This window comes from Acinetobacter sp. YH12100 (genome assembly GCF_013419135.1).
In the GTDB taxonomy this organism is placed as follows: domain Bacteria; phylum Pseudomonadota; class Gammaproteobacteria; order Pseudomonadales; family Moraxellaceae; genus Acinetobacter; species Acinetobacter pseudolwoffii.
The window spans coordinates 39,704-55,655 of sequence record NZ_VPAQ01000016.1; the positions used below are offsets into that span (position 1 = coordinate 39,704).

General features: G+C 43.5%; 14 protein-coding genes and 1 pseudogene. 7 read left to right on the forward strand and 8 right to left on the reverse strand.

The window, feature by feature from the left end:
• Positions 1–79: 79 nt before the first annotated feature.
• From FTU40_RS11895 to hrpA, 3 genes are read right to left on the reverse strand one after another with little or no spacing between them, the layout of a single operon-like run.
• Positions 80–856 carry a 1-acyl-sn-glycerol-3-phosphate acyltransferase gene (locus tag FTU40_RS11895; protein ID WP_180040990.1) on the reverse strand — a complete coding sequence of 259 codons (777 nt, stop codon included), beginning with the start codon at positions 854–856 and terminating at the stop codon, positions 80–82.
• A gap of 14 nt (positions 857–870) precedes the next feature.
• A complete protein-coding gene (locus tag FTU40_RS11900) occupies positions 871–1,980 on the reverse strand; it encodes a beta-ketoacyl-ACP synthase III (RefSeq protein ID WP_180040992.1) in 1,110 nt (369 codons plus the stop codon).
• A gap of 30 nt (positions 1,981–2,010) precedes the next feature.
• Positions 2,011–5,934: an ATP-dependent RNA helicase HrpA gene (hrpA, locus tag FTU40_RS11905; RefSeq protein WP_180040994.1), complete on the reverse strand. Its 3,924-nt coding sequence runs from the start codon at positions 5,932–5,934 to the stop codon at positions 2,011–2,013.
• 489 nt (positions 5,935–6,423) lie between these two features.
• On the opposite strand from hrpA, the gene ahpC reads away from it, so the two are divergent.
• Both ahpC and FTU40_RS11915 read left to right on the forward strand, forming a co-directional pair.
• The gene (ahpC, locus tag FTU40_RS11910; protein WP_005097370.1) at positions 6,424–6,987 is read left to right on the forward strand and encodes an alkyl hydroperoxide reductase subunit C; all 564 of its coding nucleotides are present in this window, start codon (positions 6,424–6,426) and stop codon (positions 6,985–6,987) included.
• 305 nt (positions 6,988–7,292) lie between these two features.
• Complete coding sequence (locus FTU40_RS11915) at positions 7,293–7,499, forward strand: KTSC domain-containing protein (protein ID WP_100329913.1); 207 nt, start codon at positions 7,293–7,295, stop codon at positions 7,497–7,499.
• Here FTU40_RS11915 and FTU40_RS11920 read toward each other — a convergent pair.
• Positions 7,496–8,101: pseudogene (locus FTU40_RS11920) on the reverse strand (O-methyltransferase). The gene FTU40_RS11915 and the pseudogene FTU40_RS11920 sit on opposite strands and share 4 nt — an antisense overlap.
• A 24-nt stretch (positions 8,102–8,125) precedes the next feature.
• Complete coding sequence (locus FTU40_RS11925) at positions 8,126–8,344, reverse strand: DUF1653 domain-containing protein (RefSeq protein WP_005097373.1); 219 nt, start codon at positions 8,342–8,344, stop codon at positions 8,126–8,128.
• 235 nt (positions 8,345–8,579) lie between these two features.
• Here FTU40_RS11925 and ahpF point away from each other — a divergent pair, with 235 nt between their 5' ends.
• The 3 genes from ahpF to FTU40_RS11940 all read left to right on the forward strand — a co-directional run bounded on the left by ahpF (position 8,580) and on the right by FTU40_RS11940 (position 11,012).
• A complete protein-coding gene (gene ahpF / locus FTU40_RS11930; RefSeq protein ID WP_180040996.1) occupies positions 8,580–10,145 on the forward strand; it encodes an alkyl hydroperoxide reductase subunit F in 1,566 nt (521 codons plus the stop codon).
• Between the two features lie 271 nt (positions 10,146–10,416).
• Positions 10,417–10,665 (forward strand): hypothetical protein, encoded by a 249-nt coding sequence (locus FTU40_RS11935; RefSeq protein WP_005097376.1) that lies wholly within the window; start codon positions 10,417–10,419, stop codon positions 10,663–10,665.
• A gap of 146 nt (positions 10,666–10,811) precedes the next feature.
• Complete coding sequence (locus FTU40_RS11940; RefSeq protein WP_005170312.1) at positions 10,812–11,012, forward strand: hypothetical protein; 201 nt, start codon at positions 10,812–10,814, stop codon at positions 11,010–11,012.
• On the opposite strand, the gene FTU40_RS11945 is transcribed toward FTU40_RS11940, so the two are convergent.
• Both FTU40_RS11945 and FTU40_RS11950 read right to left on the reverse strand, forming a co-directional pair.
• On the reverse strand, positions 10,996–11,634 hold the full coding sequence (locus tag FTU40_RS11945) for a LysE family transporter (protein ID WP_159138587.1): 639 nt from the start codon (positions 11,632–11,634) through the stop codon (positions 10,996–10,998). The two genes, FTU40_RS11940 and FTU40_RS11945, sit on opposite strands and share 17 nt — an antisense overlap.
• A gap of 126 nt (positions 11,635–11,760) precedes the next feature.
• A complete protein-coding gene (locus FTU40_RS11950) occupies positions 11,761–12,327 on the reverse strand; it encodes an FxsA family protein (RefSeq protein WP_005170309.1) in 567 nt (188 codons plus the stop codon).
• A 125-nt stretch (positions 12,328–12,452) separates the two neighbouring features.
• Here FTU40_RS11950 and ruvC point away from each other — a divergent pair, with 125 nt between their 5' ends.
• Positions 12,453–12,998 carry a crossover junction endodeoxyribonuclease RuvC gene (gene ruvC / locus FTU40_RS11955; protein WP_004278925.1) on the forward strand — a complete coding sequence of 182 codons (546 nt, stop codon included), beginning with the start codon at positions 12,453–12,455 and terminating at the stop codon, positions 12,996–12,998.
• Between the two features lie 277 nt (positions 12,999–13,275).
• Here the strand turns inward: ruvC and FTU40_RS11960 are convergent, their stop codons facing one another.
• Positions 13,276–14,757, reverse strand: a complete 1,482-nt coding sequence (locus FTU40_RS11960) for an NAD(P)H-hydrate dehydratase (RefSeq protein WP_180040998.1) — start codon at positions 14,755–14,757, stop codon at positions 13,276–13,278.
• A gap of 23 nt (positions 14,758–14,780) precedes the next feature.
• On the opposite strand from FTU40_RS11960, the gene queG reads away from it, so the two are divergent.
• Complete coding sequence (queG, locus tag FTU40_RS11965) at positions 14,781–15,875, forward strand: tRNA epoxyqueuosine(34) reductase QueG (RefSeq protein ID WP_005170301.1); 1,095 nt, start codon at positions 14,781–14,783, stop codon at positions 15,873–15,875.
• The last annotated feature ends 77 nt before the right edge of the window (positions 15,876–15,952 follow it).

A 15,952-nucleotide genomic window follows, 5' to 3' on the forward strand; every position in this document is an offset into this window, starting at 1 on the left:
ATGGCAGTACTCGCACAATAAAACAGCACTGCAGGATGACTTCTAAATATAGCGCATCTCAATATGTCACAACTTGGATTTACAACGAGGATTCGGTTGCCTGCTGGTCTTGCTGACGCTGCACAGTGAGCGCTGCCAACCCCGTATAAATATGCTGTTGCAAGCTATGCCGAAACTCAACCAGCTCTTCTTGCGTCTGCACCTGAGCAATCGATAGTCGTGGCATAAACTGAAAATAAAAGGGCAAGCGTTTTGGCAACAGGTGTTTGGGCAGAGAAGGAATCACATCGCCCTGACGTAGTAATTTATTGAGTTGTGGTATTTTAAGTAGTGTTTGAAAATACTTATGCTGGATAATCTTATTGGCATTAAAGCCAATCTCATAGACCTCATCCGCACCGAGAGCGGCAAAAGGGACAAGATCATAGTTGAATTCTTGCGCCAGCTTTAAAAAGCCGTAACGCTGCTTCCAGATCAGCTGATACTGCTCACCCTGACGTTTGAGCACTTCACGACCGCCACCCGGAAAGACCAGAATGGAATAGCCTTGCTGCATTGCAGCACGCACATAGGCTTGTGTTCCATCAATGGCACCAAACTTTTTCACGGCTTCACGCCACAGCGGCACATAAAAATGGCTATGATCTGCAATACTGACCACAGCCACCTTATGTTCGTTGTAGAGGTAATCAATCAGCATCGGCGCATCAAAGATGCCATACATGGAATGATTACCGACATACATTGCAGGTCGACTGGCATCCATATACTCAGCCCCTAAAAAAGTAGGGGTAAAATAAAGTTTGGATAAGGCACTTAAGCGTCTAATCCACTGCCCGTCATGTTTGACCTGCAAAATATGCTCCTGGCTTATGCAACGTGTTTTTGTACCAGAATTGAGCCGACTGAATAGCCTGCACCAAATGAACAAAGTACGCCATATTCGCCATCTTCAACTTCATTTGCAGTACGGTGCAAGGCAATGATTACACCTGCTGAAGAGGTATTCGCGAACTCGTTCAGAATAATCGGTACCAGACCAGGTCTGGCATTCTCCTTACCCACCACCAGCTTCAGAATCAGTTCATTCATGCTGGCATTGGCCTGGTGCAACCAGAAACGTTTCACCTCTGTTGGCGCAATATGATTTTTCTCAAGCTGAGTAGTAATCATTTTTGCAACCAGTGGGCAGACTTCTTTAAATACCTTGCGACCATCCTGACGGAAACGCTTGTCATCAATATCGGCATTTTCAGACGTATTCAGAAAACCGAAGTTATTGCGGATATTATTGGAGAACTGGGTAAATAATGAAATATCCAGAATTTCAAAACCGGTCTTGGTTTCGGTATCTTCAATAATGGAGGCAGTTGCCACATCACCAAAAATAAAGTGACAGTCACGTGAACGAAAATCGGTATGTGCAGAGGTAATTTCCACATTAACCAATAACACACGACGCGCACCAGCCTTAATCGCATCATAGGCCTGTTTCAGACCAAATGTTGCTGCCGAGCAGGCCACATTCATGTCATAGGCATAGCCTTTAATTCCTAAAGCGGTTTGAATCTCGATGGCAACGGCAGGATAAGCACGTTGCAAATTCGAGCATGACAAAATCACGATATCAATATCTTCAGCAGTTACGCCTGCATTTTCCATCGCCTGCTTGGCTGCGATTACACCCCATTCTGCTTGCAGTGAAATTTCATCATCTGCACGTTCAGGTAAATTCGGACGTAAACGTTTCGGATCTAGAATACCGCTTTTTTCCGCAACATAACGGCGTTGGACACCAGATGCCTTTTCAATAAATTCTGCACTAGAACCACGACGCGCTTCAATTTCGCCTGCAGCGATTTTGTCCGCATTTTCGTGATTAAACAGTTCCACATAAGCATTTAAACTTTCAACTAATTCTTCATTGGTGATGACATTTTCCGGATGGAACAAGCCAGTACCCGTAATGCGGATGCCCATGTAAAACTCCTTCTCTGAATTACCTATATCTTAACTGATTCCAAGACGATCCCATACTTTTTGCAAGCGAGTTGGAGACACGGGTGCTTTTGTTTTCATCGGTTGTGAAAACAATGAGATTCTTAACTCCTCGACCATGAAGTACAATTCTTTCAGACGAGGGTCATCTTTAAACTTGAACAATTTTTCCATCCATTGATCAATTTGGTCAATGGCGGAATTGTCCCTTTGTAGATTATTGGGCAAGCGGTCTAAACGCAAGATCAAGGCTTTCAAATAACGTGGAAATTCGATCCATACATCGGATGGTTTACGATATACAAAGTCAGAAAGACTCATTAAATCAAGTTGATCTTCAATATCATTGATATTTTTCTCAAACACAGAATGGTCTAAAACCAATAATTTCCGGCGGATTTCCTGCCACTGGATATAAATATCTGTAATCTCTTTCAGGGTAACTTGCCCATGACTTAAGAAAGATTTTTTTACATCTTCAACCAGTTTTTGGAACTCTTGCGCATTGACAGGTAGCTCATTCATGGACACTTGCAGTGTGGCATAAACTAACATTTGTTCTAGTTGGGCCTTGTCACCGAGTGGCGAATAAGCCAGTGCCAAAGGTTTGGAGATCTGTTTTTTTAACTGGCGAATCAGGTCTCCCAGTTGCATATGCACCAGTCGGATCACCCCTTCACGATGTTTTTTGATCGCTTCCGCCTGATCGTTAAAGGTCTGAATCACCACGCCCGACTCATCTTTTTGCTCCAGTGCAGCAAAGGCTTTGGTCGGCACCAGCGCCTGATACTGCTTGACCACGACACCCGTGACTTTTTGTGAGGCTTCAAACACAAAACTTTCCGGGAAGGTTTTAAATTCACCTTTCAGCTGCTTGACCGGACTATGGGTTTCAGCCCGGCAACGTGCTTTCAGCTCTGACAAATCACGACCCTGTTCAATGACACGACCTTTTTCATCAGTGACTTTAATAAACGGTAACAGATACTGTTCGACCCGGTCAAAGCTGAAATCTTTCTCAGTGATTTGATCGCCACGTAACTGGAACGCCAGGAAACCAAAGATATGTTTCTGCAGATCCTGTACATCGACTTTTGCCATGAGTTTTCGTGCAGTATCTGGAATTGGCACCAGATTACGGCGCTTGTCCTTCGGCAAGCCTTTTAGCAATGCTTCAATCAGGTCCAGACGCCAGCCTGGAATTCCCCAGGACCAGATTGATTCATCTACCTGAGCCAAGGCTTGCAGTGGAATTTTAACTGTCGCGCCATCTTCATCATGACTCGGGTCAAAGCGATAGGTCGCTGCCAGACGAAGTTCACCATTACGTAAATAGTCAGGAAATTGCTGTGTGGTTGGACGATCATTCAGCCATAATGCATCATCATCAACAAATAAATAACGTGGCTGCTGAGGCTCAACCGTAGCCCGCCAATCTTCAAAAGTACGGCGGCTGGCCACTTCAGCTGGCACTTTAGATGCATAGAACTGGTAAATGGTTTCTTCGTCTACCACCAGATCACGACGACGCAATTTATCCTCAACCCGTTCGACTTCTTCCAGTTTAAGCAAGTTATGCTTTAAAAATGGCGGACTAATACCGAGATGACCCGTAGTTAAAGCATCGCGTAAGAAAATTTCATGCGCCGCAGCCTGATCGACTTTTTCATAATTGATTGCTCGTTTTGGCTCAATGATCAGACCAAATAATGAAATCTGGTCATAAGCGTTCACCACACCGGCTTTTTTCGACCAGTGCGGTTCAAAATAATGATGCTTGAGCAGATCGCGGGCGGCTAGCAGTATCCATTCCGGTTCAATCTTGGCCAGAGTGCGTAAATACACTTGCGAGGTTTCCACCATCTCAAAAGCCATGACCCACGGCGTATTGCTCTTATGCAAAGTCGATGCCGGGAAAATCCGGGCTTTCTGCTGACGTACCGCCATAAACACATTACGTTCATCGGTCTTGTTGGCAATAAACGACAATAAGCCGGTGAGTAATGCACGATGCAGATTTTCATAACTGGCAGCTTTGTCATTAAATGACAGTTTTAGACCTTGAGCCAAGTCCACCAGTTGTTCATGGGTTTTTTTCCATTCACGTAAACGCAGCCAGCTCAAGAAATGATTCCGCGCAAATGTACGGCGTTTATTCTCACTCATACTTTCGCGATTGCCGTGCAATGTTTCCCAGAGTTTTATATAGAACAAAAAGTCAGAATCAGCTTCACGGAACAAGGCATGTTTCTGGTCGGCCTGCATTTGTTTGTCTGCAGGACGTTCACGCGGATCTTGCACCGCGAGCGCCGCAACAATAATCAAGACTTCATTTAAAACACCAAAATGTGCGCCACCCAAAATCATACGGGCCAGACGTGGGTCAATCGGCATTTTTGCCATTTGCTGACCGATTTTGGTTAATCCACTGCTTTGAAGTCTCCCTTTCTCAAAGGGAGATTTAGAGGGATTTGCTTGATCATCTTCAGTTTTAGGAGAATTTTTCTCGGCCATTGCCCCCAACTCAATCAGCAACTTACGGCCATCATTCACCAGACGGTGATCCGGTGGTTCGATAAAATCAAAGTCCTCCAGCGAGCCTAAACCCAGACTCTGCATCTGCAAAATCACCGATGCCAGATTGGTACGCTTGATTTCAGGTTCAGTAAATTCCGGACGGCTCAGAAAGTCGTCTTCTGAATACAGGCGGATACAAACACCGGGCGCAATACGACCACAACGGCCTTTACGCTGATTGGCTGCAGCCTGAGAAACGGCTTCAATCGGCAGGCGCTGCACCCGTGAACGATAGTTATAACGTGAAATACGCGCAAAACCACTATCAATTACATAACGAATATTCGGTACAGTCAACGCTGTTTCCGCGACGTTGGTGGCAATAATAATACGTCGCCCACCACCGGAAGGATTAAAGATTTTTTGCTGCTCTGCCAAGGCTAAACGGGCAAATAAGGTTAAGACTTCAGTATGCCGTGGCCCGTGTTTAATCAGGGTTTCCTGTAGCTCGCGAATTTCCTGTTCTGTACTGGCAAAAATCAGGATATCGGCATGTTCGGGATGGCCTTTTTCTTGTGCATCCTGAAAACATTCTTCTACCGCTTTAACCACAGCACGCGGCAAGTTTTCTTCGAAGTCATCAAATTCATCATCATCGCTGCCGCCAATGCTCATTTCCGAGATCGGGCGATAACGCAGTTCAACCGGGAAACTACGGCCTTCTACTTCAAAAATGGGTGCACCATTAAAGTAATTACTAAAACGGTTTACATCCAGTGTGGCAGACGTAATGATGACTTTCAGGTCTGGACGACGCGGCAGTAACTGCTTCAGATAGCCCATAATGAAGTCGATATTCAGCGAACGTTCATGTGCTTCATCAATAATAATGGTGTCATATTTGCTTAGGTAGCGGTCATGCGTCAGTTCGGCAAGCAGAATACCGTCAGTCATCAAGCGTACAATTGAATCTTGGGAACCCTGTTCAGTAAAACGCACTTTAAAGGAAATTGATTCCCCGAGTTTTTCGCCAACTTCTTCAGCAATACGCTGTGATACGCTTCGAGCCGCCAGTCGGCGTGGCTGGGTATGTCCAATCAGACCAGTCAGGCCGCGTCCAGCCAGCATGGCAATTTGCGGTAATTGTGTGGTTTTACCAGAACCGGTTTCGCCAGCCACAATAATGACCTGATGCTTTTGAATCGCGGCTATCAGCTTGTCAGCGTATTGGGTAACGGGCAAATCTTGATTCAGCTTGATGTCTGGAAGACGTTCCAGCCGCTGCCGCACTTTCAGATTGGATTTTTCAAATAGTTCCTGATACTGCTTGACATTGGCATCTTTCCCCTTCTTCAGTCGATTTAAACGGTGACGGTCACGCGCCATTATCCATTGATCTACATTTAAATGACTCTGCACAGAGAAAACACCCACATCAAAAAACCGGAAAAGTTTATTTTACTTGGTTCATTAGCTTTCAGATAGTCGTAGTTCTGTTAAGTGCCGGACAAATTGGCTTTACTCGTCTCATTTCCCTTAATTCGGCGTAGTAAATCGAGCAAATTACCCCGCTACTCTCACCTGTCCACATGATTAAGTTTAAGCATAAACCTAATTTTTAAATTGATATCGAGAGTATTTTGAGAAAAACAGGATTTTTTTCCTGATTTGCCCTTGAATTTTTCAGTTTCAGCATCATGTTTGTTAGCACGAGGAAAAAGAGATAATTTTGTCATGAAGCCATCATCTTGATGCTGCTCAATGAACAAAGCTATTTTGTGAAAATGGAGAATTTTTACATGATTCGGTTTTTCCGATTTTTGTAATGTAAAAATACCATTTCACCAATAAAGTAAATTTCTATAAGCTAATTGAAATTCAAAACAAACCTCAATCATGGAGACAATGATGAGCTTAATTAATACTGAAGTTAAACCATTTAAAGCAACTGCATTCCAAAATGGCCAATTTATTGAAGTAACTGAAGCTGACCTTAAAGGCAAATGGTCTGTAGTATTCTTCTACCCAGCTGACTTCACTTTCGTTTGCCCAACTGAACTGGGTGACCTTGCTGACAACTACGCTGAATTCCAAAAATTAGGCGTTGAAATCTACTCAGTTTCTACTGATACACATTTCACACACAAAGCTTGGCACGATTCTTCAGAAGAAATCAAAAAAATCCAGTATGTAATGGTTGGTGATGCAAACTGGACGCTTGCTAAAAACTTTGACGTATTAATCGAAGCTGACGGCCTTGCTGATCGTGGTACTTTCGTCATCGATCCAGAAGGTAAAATCCAAATCGTTGAAATCAACGCCGGTGGTATCGGTCGTGATGCTCAAGAACTTCTTCGTAAAGTTAAAGCAGCTCAGTATGTACATGCTCACCCAGGCGAAGTTTGCCCAGCTAAATGGAAAGAAGGCGATGCAACTCTTGCTCCTTCAATCGACCTAGTGGGTAAAATCTAATTTTAATTAGATTAAACTGACTCAAAAAAACCACGCTCTTTAGCGTGGTTTTTTTATAACTTTTGATTTGATTTATTTTAGAAGTAATGTTTACACGCAGATTGAGTGTGTGTATTTATCCCGAAATTGCTTGAATCGTCTATTTCTTTGCGATCTATCAAACTGCGCTGAATAAGTTTTAATTTCTCGCTGCAGCTATTTTCTTACAATCCTCTGCCCATTCTTACAATATAGCTATACATCTACAGCACGGCATGGCATAAGTTCAAATGATAAGAAAATAAATATTCAGTGGAGGAACGCATATGCAAAAACTGCTTACAGTGATTTCATGGAAATATAATCCCTCAAGCCGCCACCTGAAAATCGTTTATAGTAATGGCCATACGGAACTCTATCATCCTGTACCCGAATTTATTTATGACAACCTGCTCAGACGTGAAGATAAAGCTGCTTTCGTACATAAATATCTTGAATATAATTTACATTTCAATAAAGTCTGCATGGATTAAAACTCATGCGATTCACGACATCCGACCATCAGCAGACCCGCACCGATCGGTACAGTGCTGATGATAAAACGCTGATCTTGCTGAATCAGATGAATAAACTCTTCCACTTCTGCTGCATGTGAAATGACATTATCCACCACAAGCATCCCACATTTTGGCTTGAGTAATCGAGCCAAATGCTTCCAATAGCCTAGATAGGCATCGCGCTCTGCATCCAGTAAAATAAAATCAAACTATTGCTGTGAAGCTTCTAGATATTGCTGCGCATCCATCACTTTAAAATCAATAAGATGCTCAAAACCCAATGTATTTGCATAGTGTTTCGCTTGAGTGACACGTGCTTTATCTATTTCCAGTGTGGTTATCACTGCTTGGGTATGCTGAGCAGCTTCAGCTAGCCATAAAGTCGAATAGCCTGTGGATGTACCAATTTCCAAAATATCTTTGGCTTGCTGGGCACAAATCAACATGGATAAAAATCGACCTGATTCTGGTTCTATATTGCGATATCGTTGCAGTCGATCTGTCTGCTTGAGATCATGCATATGAAATTTTTCATATAATTCATGCATGAATTTTTCAAATTCATCTGGATTTAGCATAGCCCCTCCCTGAGCTTTTTTAGCTTAAAGCGCCTGAATTAATTTAAAGCGTTCCACTTCACGATCATCGTTGGTGGTAATGGTTTCAGTGAACATTGTTAAAGGGCGCACCCAAATCGAATAATCCCCATAGAGACATTGATAAACCACCAGCTTTTCTTCAGTTTCACTGTGCGTGGCGACATGTAATACCTGATAAAGCTGCCCTTTATAATGCTGATAAATTCCGCGCTGTAATTCCATGATTCAGCCCTCCTGTTATAGATGCCTAATACTAACTGAATTAAGCAAATATCAAGTTAAATTACTTGAAAATTCTTATTCTAACGCCATATAAAAATCTGAAATTAATGATGCATTTTTCAATAAATCAGTAATTCCGATCGATACTATAAAAACAAACTGTTTTACCTATTTTGATTTATGCACTAATATCGCTTATATCAAATAAATATTTATTCCTTTGGAGACGTTAGCCATGTTAGACCAAAATACTTCAGCTCAATTAAAAACACTACTCGAACGTCTGGAAAGCCCGATTGAACTGGTTGCGACTTTAAATGATTCCGACAAATCTGCAAAAATCAAAGAACTGGTAGAGGAAATCGCTGCATTATCTGATTTAGTCACTGCGCGTTTTGATGGCCAGAACCAACGTGCACCAAGCTTTGGTATTGCCAAAGCAGGTGAAGAACCACGTGTCTACTTCGCAGGTCTGCCAATGGGGCATGAATTCACCTCACTGATTCTGGCTTTACTACAAAGCTCTGGTTATGCACCGAAAGTATCTGCTGAAGTTTTAGAGTCGATTAAAGGCTTAGGGATCAAATCTGATTTTGATGTATTTGTATCACTCAGCTGCCATAACTGTCCGGATGTGGTTCAAGCCTTAAACCTGATTGCAATTTACAACCCGGGCACAACAGCCACCATGATTGATGGGGCATTCTTTCAGGATGAAGTGGAAGAACGCAAAATCATGGCGGTGCCGATGGTGTTCCAGGACAACCAGCATATCGGTCAGGGTCGTATGACGTTGGAAGAAATCGTGGCAAAACTGGATACCAACTCTGCAGCAAAAGAGGCTGAAAAGCTCAATGCCAAAGACGCCTTTGATGTACTGGTGATTGGTGGTGGTCCTGCAGGTAATACATCTGCAATCTATGCAGCGCGTAAAGGTATCCGTACAGGTATCGTGGCTGAGCGCATGGGCGGTCAGGTCATGGACACCATGGACATCGAAAACTTTACCTCGATTCAAAAAACCCAAGGTCCCAAGTTTGCTGCTGAAATGGAAGCACATGTACGTGAATACGGTGTTGACATCATGAACCTGCAACGTGTCTCTAACATCAAAGGTACAGATGAAACAACGAATGGTCTGGTAGAAGTGACTTTAGAGAATGGTGCCAAACTGGAATCAAAAACCGTCATCCTGTCTACAGGTGCACGCTGGAGAGAAATGAACGTTCCGGGTGAGCAGGAATACAAAACCCGTGGTGTGGCCTACTGCCCACACTGTGATGGTCCATTGTTCAAAGGCAAACGTGTTGCGGTAATCGGTGGGGGTAACTCTGGTGTTGAAGCTGCGATTGATCTTGCAGGGATTGTAGAGCATGTGACTTTGGTTGAGTTTGATAGCAAGCTTCGTGCGGATCAGGTATTGCAAGACAAATTAACAAGCTTGCCAAACACCACGGTGATTAAAAATGCCTTGTCGACTGAAGTGGTGGGTGACGGTTCACAAGTGACTGCACTGAAATACAAAGACCGTACGACTAACCAAGAGCACACTGTTGAATTGGCGGGGATCTTCGTACAGATTGGTTTGTTGCCGAATACCGATTTCTTAAAAGCAACAGCGGTAGAACTTTCAAATCGTGGTGAGATCCTGATTAACGAACGCAACGAAACCAATGTGAAAGGTGTATTTGCGGCGGGTGACTGTACTACTGTTCCGTATAAGCAGATCATCATTGCCACAGGTGAAGGCGCGAAAGCATCACTGTCTGCATTTGATTATATCATCCGTTCAGGTCAGTAATCCTTAACAAAACCCTAATAAAGCCCGCTTGAAGCGGGCTTTATTTTTCAATAACTACCGGTTTAGATTCAGTATATTTTATAAGCACTGCGTCCATTCATCTTCTTGCTAATCTTGTCATAAGCATGTCATTAATTTTGATTCTGTATAGATGGTCTGTAACTGTCGATAATCTCGTATTGCAAGCCTGTGAAAGCTCTCATATGATAGGGTGATAAATCATCTTTCATGATCGAAGAATAAAAAAGGATAACATCCTGGGAGAAGAACAATGCACTACCAATATCAATGTGCCTGCTGCGAAAAAGTAGTGGAATCTACAGAAAAATCATGTCCAGATTGCGGTTCGCATCATATTCGCAGTCCTTTTGGCTTCTGGATTTTGTGTCTAGTGGCCTGTCTTGCTACAGCGATCGTATTTAAAGTGGTACACGTCTATGTGCAATCACAACAACAAGAAGTTCCCGTACAACACTCTATACTCGATGTTTTACAAGAAGAAAATAAAGGCCTTCGTTAATTTTATTCAGCTCTGATTGAGAGACCTGTTCCGAAAAACAGGTCTTTTTTTATGGTGCTTTAATACCAGTATCGCTATGCAGAAAAACAGCTTCATAGCTGCCAGATTTGATTTACAATAGCAATTCTTGGAATGAGAGATATGCAATGGTTCAGTTAATTAAAAAAGGTGGATTACGCGAGCGTGCCAACCGTAGCCTTAGCTATCAGGGTTCTGAAAATACCGAAACCAGCTTAAGACCCAACCGCTATCAAACAGCGATTAAAACACAAGAAAACTTAGTGTCTTCTTCACTTAAACCCACCGAATCCACTTTGGATGATCATCCAGTTAATTCATCAAAATAAGCGCGTCATACCATAACCATAACGCAAAGAGTAAAAATAGCCCGCCTGAAACGATATCAATATAACTCCCTGAACGCTGATACAGAGCTTTAATTTTCGGCTGTGAAATCAGCAACATGAGTAAAGCGAAAGTTATAAAAGTCTGCAAGGGAATAATCACCGCGAGTTGTGCTTTCAGATATTCCGAGGCTGATGAACTCAGTGCCAGTGAAAATACGCTGCTAAAATAGATCAGCGTTTTAGGATTAGAGAGGTTGGTCCATAGACCCAACATAAAGTAATTTTCGGGTTGTGCCAGTTCATTGGAATCATCTTCGGGCTGATGTTTATTCCTAAAACTGCGCACACCACCCTTGAGCATTGTCCAGCCCATTTTTGCCAGAAATATTCCACCGAGCAGCATCAAGACCTGCTGGACCCATGGAAACTGCTCGATTAAAACGGTAAATCCGGCCAGTGTCAGTACCACCCACACGATAATACCGGCCGAAATACCTGCAATAATTTTCAGGGCATTTTGGCGTGTGGTAGATGCAGCACTTTTGGCGATCAGTAGAATATCAGGGCCAGGACTTAGTTGAGCAACAAAATGTAGAAGGCAGATGGTAAAAAGCAGAGACATTAAAATAGCGTTAAATTATAAAAAATGATTATAACGTTTGTTCAAACTAATGAGAATATTCCAATAAAAAACCGAATCATCAGATTCGGTTTAAATACAACCTTTTGAACTTTTCAGATGGATATCTTATTTTGGATTGATATCTTTCATTTCAATTTTTTTCGCTTCAGGCTTCACTTCACGCGCTTCACCATCAATGATGGTTGAATCACCACGACCTGCTTGCTGGTTTTGCATATCCTGCATTTGACGCATCATCTCGGCAAAGGGGTTCTGGCCTTGCGCGCCCCCCATATCGCCCATCATGCCACCCATCATTTTTTCCATCATGGCCTGCTGACGTTTCATCATCGCCTTCATCATGGCAGCTTTAAATACCTGCTGCACGGCTGGAATCAGCATTAATACCGCCAGTACATCGCTAATTAAGCCAGGAAGAAGCAGGAAGAAGCCTGCTAAAATTTTAGGTAAATTTCCTGTTAATGCAGGATCTGCATTCATCTGCCCCATTTGCATTTGCTGCATCTGTGGCATCACACCGGCCGAATATTTACGGATCAGGTTCATACCAATAAAAAATGCAGCCACAAACCAGAAAAATACGTACCACATGCTCCCGACGAGGTCACCCACGCCAATCCAGACAAATACTTCTAGGATTAAGCCTGCAAGGATAATAAGAAATAATTTCATGAAAATTAATCTAATCTCAGTAAAATAAATAATAGGATGATGTAATCAACTGCTTCATCAGGATCAAGCTTTTTTGATACGCTTATGTAACAATATGGGCATTATTCTATTTTTAAAGTGCAGGCATGTCATTAATTATTGGGATTGACCCCGGTTCTCGTTTAACCGGTTACGGAATTATCGAAAAAGACGGCTCCAAACTGACTTTTGTCGATGCCGGTACGATCCGCACCGAAACCACGGAAATGCCTGAACGTTTAAAACGAATTTTTGCCGGTGTAGAGCGGATTGTAAAATTTTATGGCCCAACAGAAGCCGCAGTAGAACAGGTCTTTATGGCACAAAATCCGGATTCTGCCTTGAAACTGGGTCAGGCCCGTGGTGCTGCTGTTGCCGCGCTGGTCAATCTGGATTTAAAAGTTGCTGAATATACGGCGCGCCAGATCAAGCAGTCTGTAGTGGGTTATGGCGCTGCTGATAAAGAGCAGGTACAGATGATGGTGATGAATATTTTAAAACTCAGCATCAAACCGCAACAGGATGCTGCCGATGCACTGGCGGCTGCCATTTGTCATGCACATGCCTCGGGCAGTATGAGTAAAATGGCGGTACTCAATGCTTTGGGCGGCATGGCACGTGGCCGCAGTCGGGTCAGCAGCCGTCGTCGTTAATGTTTAGCGCCGTATTTTAAAGCCTTGAATACCTAAATCGGATTGCAGAGGCTCTGGAATAATTGCTTGTCCGATTGCACAAGCAGGCCCTTGTCAACTTTGTGCAATGATTTCCTGAAGCGGTGAATCTGCGCCAACAATAACAGCCTCCACTTCGCCACTACTTAAATTTTTCACCTAGCCTTTTAAATCGAGTGCCACAGCCTGCTCAGCAAACCAGTAGCGCTAACCCACACCTCGCACTTGGCCTGAAATTTTCAGCTTGATTGCAGACAGATTAGCCGCCTTCACGATTAACCACCTGATAAATTGCATGTTTCATGTCCTGCGCCTGCAAACCACGTTCGCCGTTTTTGGCCAGTTCATCCCCTGCCAGTGCATGCAGCGTCACAATTTCATGCAAATGAATGGATTGAGCAAATTGTGCCTTTAGACTGGCAATCATCCCGGCCAGCACATCCCCCATGCCGCCTGTTCCCATGCCCGCATTCCCGGCAGTGCAAATATACAGCTGTTGTTCCAGAATCAGACTGCCTGAACCTTTCAGCACCCATTGCCCACCATACTTCTGCCTTAAGGCATGAATCGCTTGAATCCGATCTGTTTCAATGTCCAAGGTTTTACAATCAAGCAAAGTTGCCGCTTCACCCGGATGCGGTGTACTGTAAGTTTTAGAATTTAATTGTTGCGGCTGTTTGGCTAAAAACCACAATGCATCTGCATCTAAAACAATGTCTAAGTCTGAATTTCGAATTAAATCAAACCATGCCTGATATTGCTCTTTTGCCCATTGATCACGTCCCATGCCCATACCAAAACAGACTGCATCGACCTGCTGAATTAAGGCTGTGCGCTGCTCTATGTTGAGAGCATTAATATCACGCAGCATAATATTCGGCGCACGAGACAAAATGGCGGTATGGTGTTTCGCATCACAGACAATGGTGACCTTACCTGCTCCGGCAGCAAATGCCGCTTCTGCTGCCATAATCACTGCTCCGCCCATTTCAGCATGCCCCCCCACCACCAGCACATGACCATAACTGCCTTTATGACCAAAGGCTTCACGTTTCGGTAATTTAATCTGCTGTGAGGAAAGTTTGGCAACTGGTTGCAGTTCGGCATCAACTGGAATGGCAGAAATCAGTTCAACCTTAGCGGCATATTCCTTAGCTTGTCCGGTAAACAGTCCTGCCTTTAAGCCCAAAACCGTATACGTAAAATCCGCTTTAACCGCAATAGGCAAAGGCTGACCGGTATTGGCATGCAGTCCACTCGGTATATCAACCGCGATTTTGAGACCTTTCTGGTCATTGATCAATTGGATGATGGATTGCCAGTTCGCATCCAGCTCACGATTTAAACCAATGCCAAATAAGGCATCGATATAAGCGTCATATTCATGCTTAAACTGAAAATGCGGCCCTACTTTCAATCCAGCATCCAGCACTTCTTGCCAAGCTTTGGCCAAGTCCACTGATTGACCTTTTTCAGCCGCATAAATATCTACATCGAAACCGGCCTGTTTTAAATATTTTGCAATCAGATAACCATCGCCAGCATTATTGCCCTGACCACAACACACCGCTATTTTCTGTATATTTTTTTCTTTAAATAGCACACTCAGACGCTGTGTGACTGACCAAGCCACCTGCTGCATCAAACCATAGGAACTATTTTGCTGCTGAAACCAACGCTGCTCCCATGCTTGAATACTTTGGCTATGATAAACAGGGCTATGGTAAACTTGTTGCTGCATTTTTTATTCCCTGTCTTTGGTTTATGACAATTCCCGATTCTTACGCACAAATTCAAGTCTATCAACAAGATCCAGCCGAGCTAAAAGCCTGGATTAAAGCGCAGGCGCTAGAATTGGGGTTTTCTGATTGTGTCATTGCCAAACCAGATGCTCAAGCAGAATTAGCGCGCTTACAGGAATATCTGGATCGTGGCTATCATGGCGACATGAAATTTCTGGAAGATAATCTGGAAAAACGTGCCAATCCTGCCTTACTTGTCCCCGGCACGCGCAGCATTATCTGCGTGCGTATGGATTATCTGGTCGAGACTCCAAAGCCACGTTACGTTCCGTATGCACCCAATTCCGCGATTATTGCGCGTTATGCCCGTGGCCGGGATTATCACAAGATCATGCGCGGTCGGCTCAAAACCTTGGCGACAAAAATCCGAGAAAAAGTTGGCGATTTTGAATCACGCCCTTTTGCCGATTCTGCACCCATTTTTGAAAAATCACTGGCTGAAAGTGCTGGCATGGGCTGGACAGGTAAACATACCCTGCTGATTCATAAAAAGTCTGGTTCTTTCTTTGTGCTTGGAGAGCTATTTACTTCTCTGGACCTCCCTTTTGATGCGCCTGCCAGTAAACATTGTGGTTCCTGTACGGCCTGTATCGACATCTGTCCAACTCAGGCCATTGTCGAGCCCTATATGCTGGATGCACGGCGATGTATTGCTTACTTAACCATCGAGTATAAAGGCATTATTCCAGAAGATTTGCGCCGCGGAATTGGTAACCGGGTTTTTGGTTGTGACGATTGCCAGCTAATTTGTCCTTGGAACAGTTTTGCCCAAATCACCCCGGTAGAAGATTTTCATCCACGACATGGTCTGGATCAGGTCAGCTTGCTAGATTTATGGCAATGGGATGAAACCACCTTCTTAAGTGCGACCGAAGGCAGTCCAATGCGTCGTACAGGTTATCAAAGCTTCATGCGCAATATCGCCATTGGTCTGGGCAATGCACCTTTTGATGAAAAGATTGTTTACGCTTTACAACATCAACGGGCATTACATGACGAAATTGTGCAGGTGCATATTGATTGGGCGATTCAGGAACAGTTGACCAAAACAGCATAAATTTTCAATTTATTACTTCGGCTCACTCGATCTCTTATAAGGCTTACACAATATTTGATCACTTTATGTCATAAAGA

Bases quoted from the DNA above. Each gene is read 5' to 3' on its own strand.
- FTU40_RS11900 (WP_180040992.1), bottom strand. From the start codon at position 1,980: ATGGGCATCCGCATTACGGGTACTGGCTTGTTCCATCCGGAAAATGTC.
- ahpC (WP_005097370.1), top strand. From the start codon at position 6,424: ATGAGCTTAATTAATACTGAAGTTAAACCATTTAAAGCAACTGCATTC.
- FTU40_RS11915 (WP_100329913.1), top strand. From the start codon at position 7,293: ATGCAAAAACTGCTTACAGTGATTTCATGGAAATATAATCCCTCAAGC.
- FTU40_RS11925 (WP_005097373.1), bottom strand. From the start codon at position 8,344: ATGGAATTACAGCGCGGAATTTATCAGCATTATAAAGGGCAGCTTTAT.
- ahpF (WP_180040996.1), top strand. From the start codon at position 8,580: ATGTTAGACCAAAATACTTCAGCTCAATTAAAAACACTACTCGAACGT.
- FTU40_RS11935 (WP_005097376.1), top strand. From the start codon at position 10,417: ATGCACTACCAATATCAATGTGCCTGCTGCGAAAAAGTAGTGGAATCT.
- FTU40_RS11940 (WP_005170312.1), top strand. From the start codon at position 10,812: ATGGTTCAGTTAATTAAAAAAGGTGGATTACGCGAGCGTGCCAACCGT.
- FTU40_RS11945 (WP_159138587.1), bottom strand. From the start codon at position 11,634: ATGTCTCTGCTTTTTACCATCTGCCTTCTACATTTTGTTGCTCAACTA.
- FTU40_RS11950 (WP_005170309.1), bottom strand. From the start codon at position 12,327: ATGAAATTATTTCTTATTATCCTTGCAGGCTTAATCCTAGAAGTATTT.
- ruvC (WP_004278925.1), top strand. From the start codon at position 12,453: ATGTCATTAATTATTGGGATTGACCCCGGTTCTCGTTTAACCGGTTAC.
- FTU40_RS11960 (WP_180040998.1), bottom strand. From the start codon at position 14,757: ATGCAGCAACAAGTTTACCATAGCCCTGTTTATCATAGCCAAAGTATT.
- queG (WP_005170301.1), top strand. From the start codon at position 14,781: ATGACAATTCCCGATTCTTACGCACAAATTCAAGTCTATCAACAAGAT.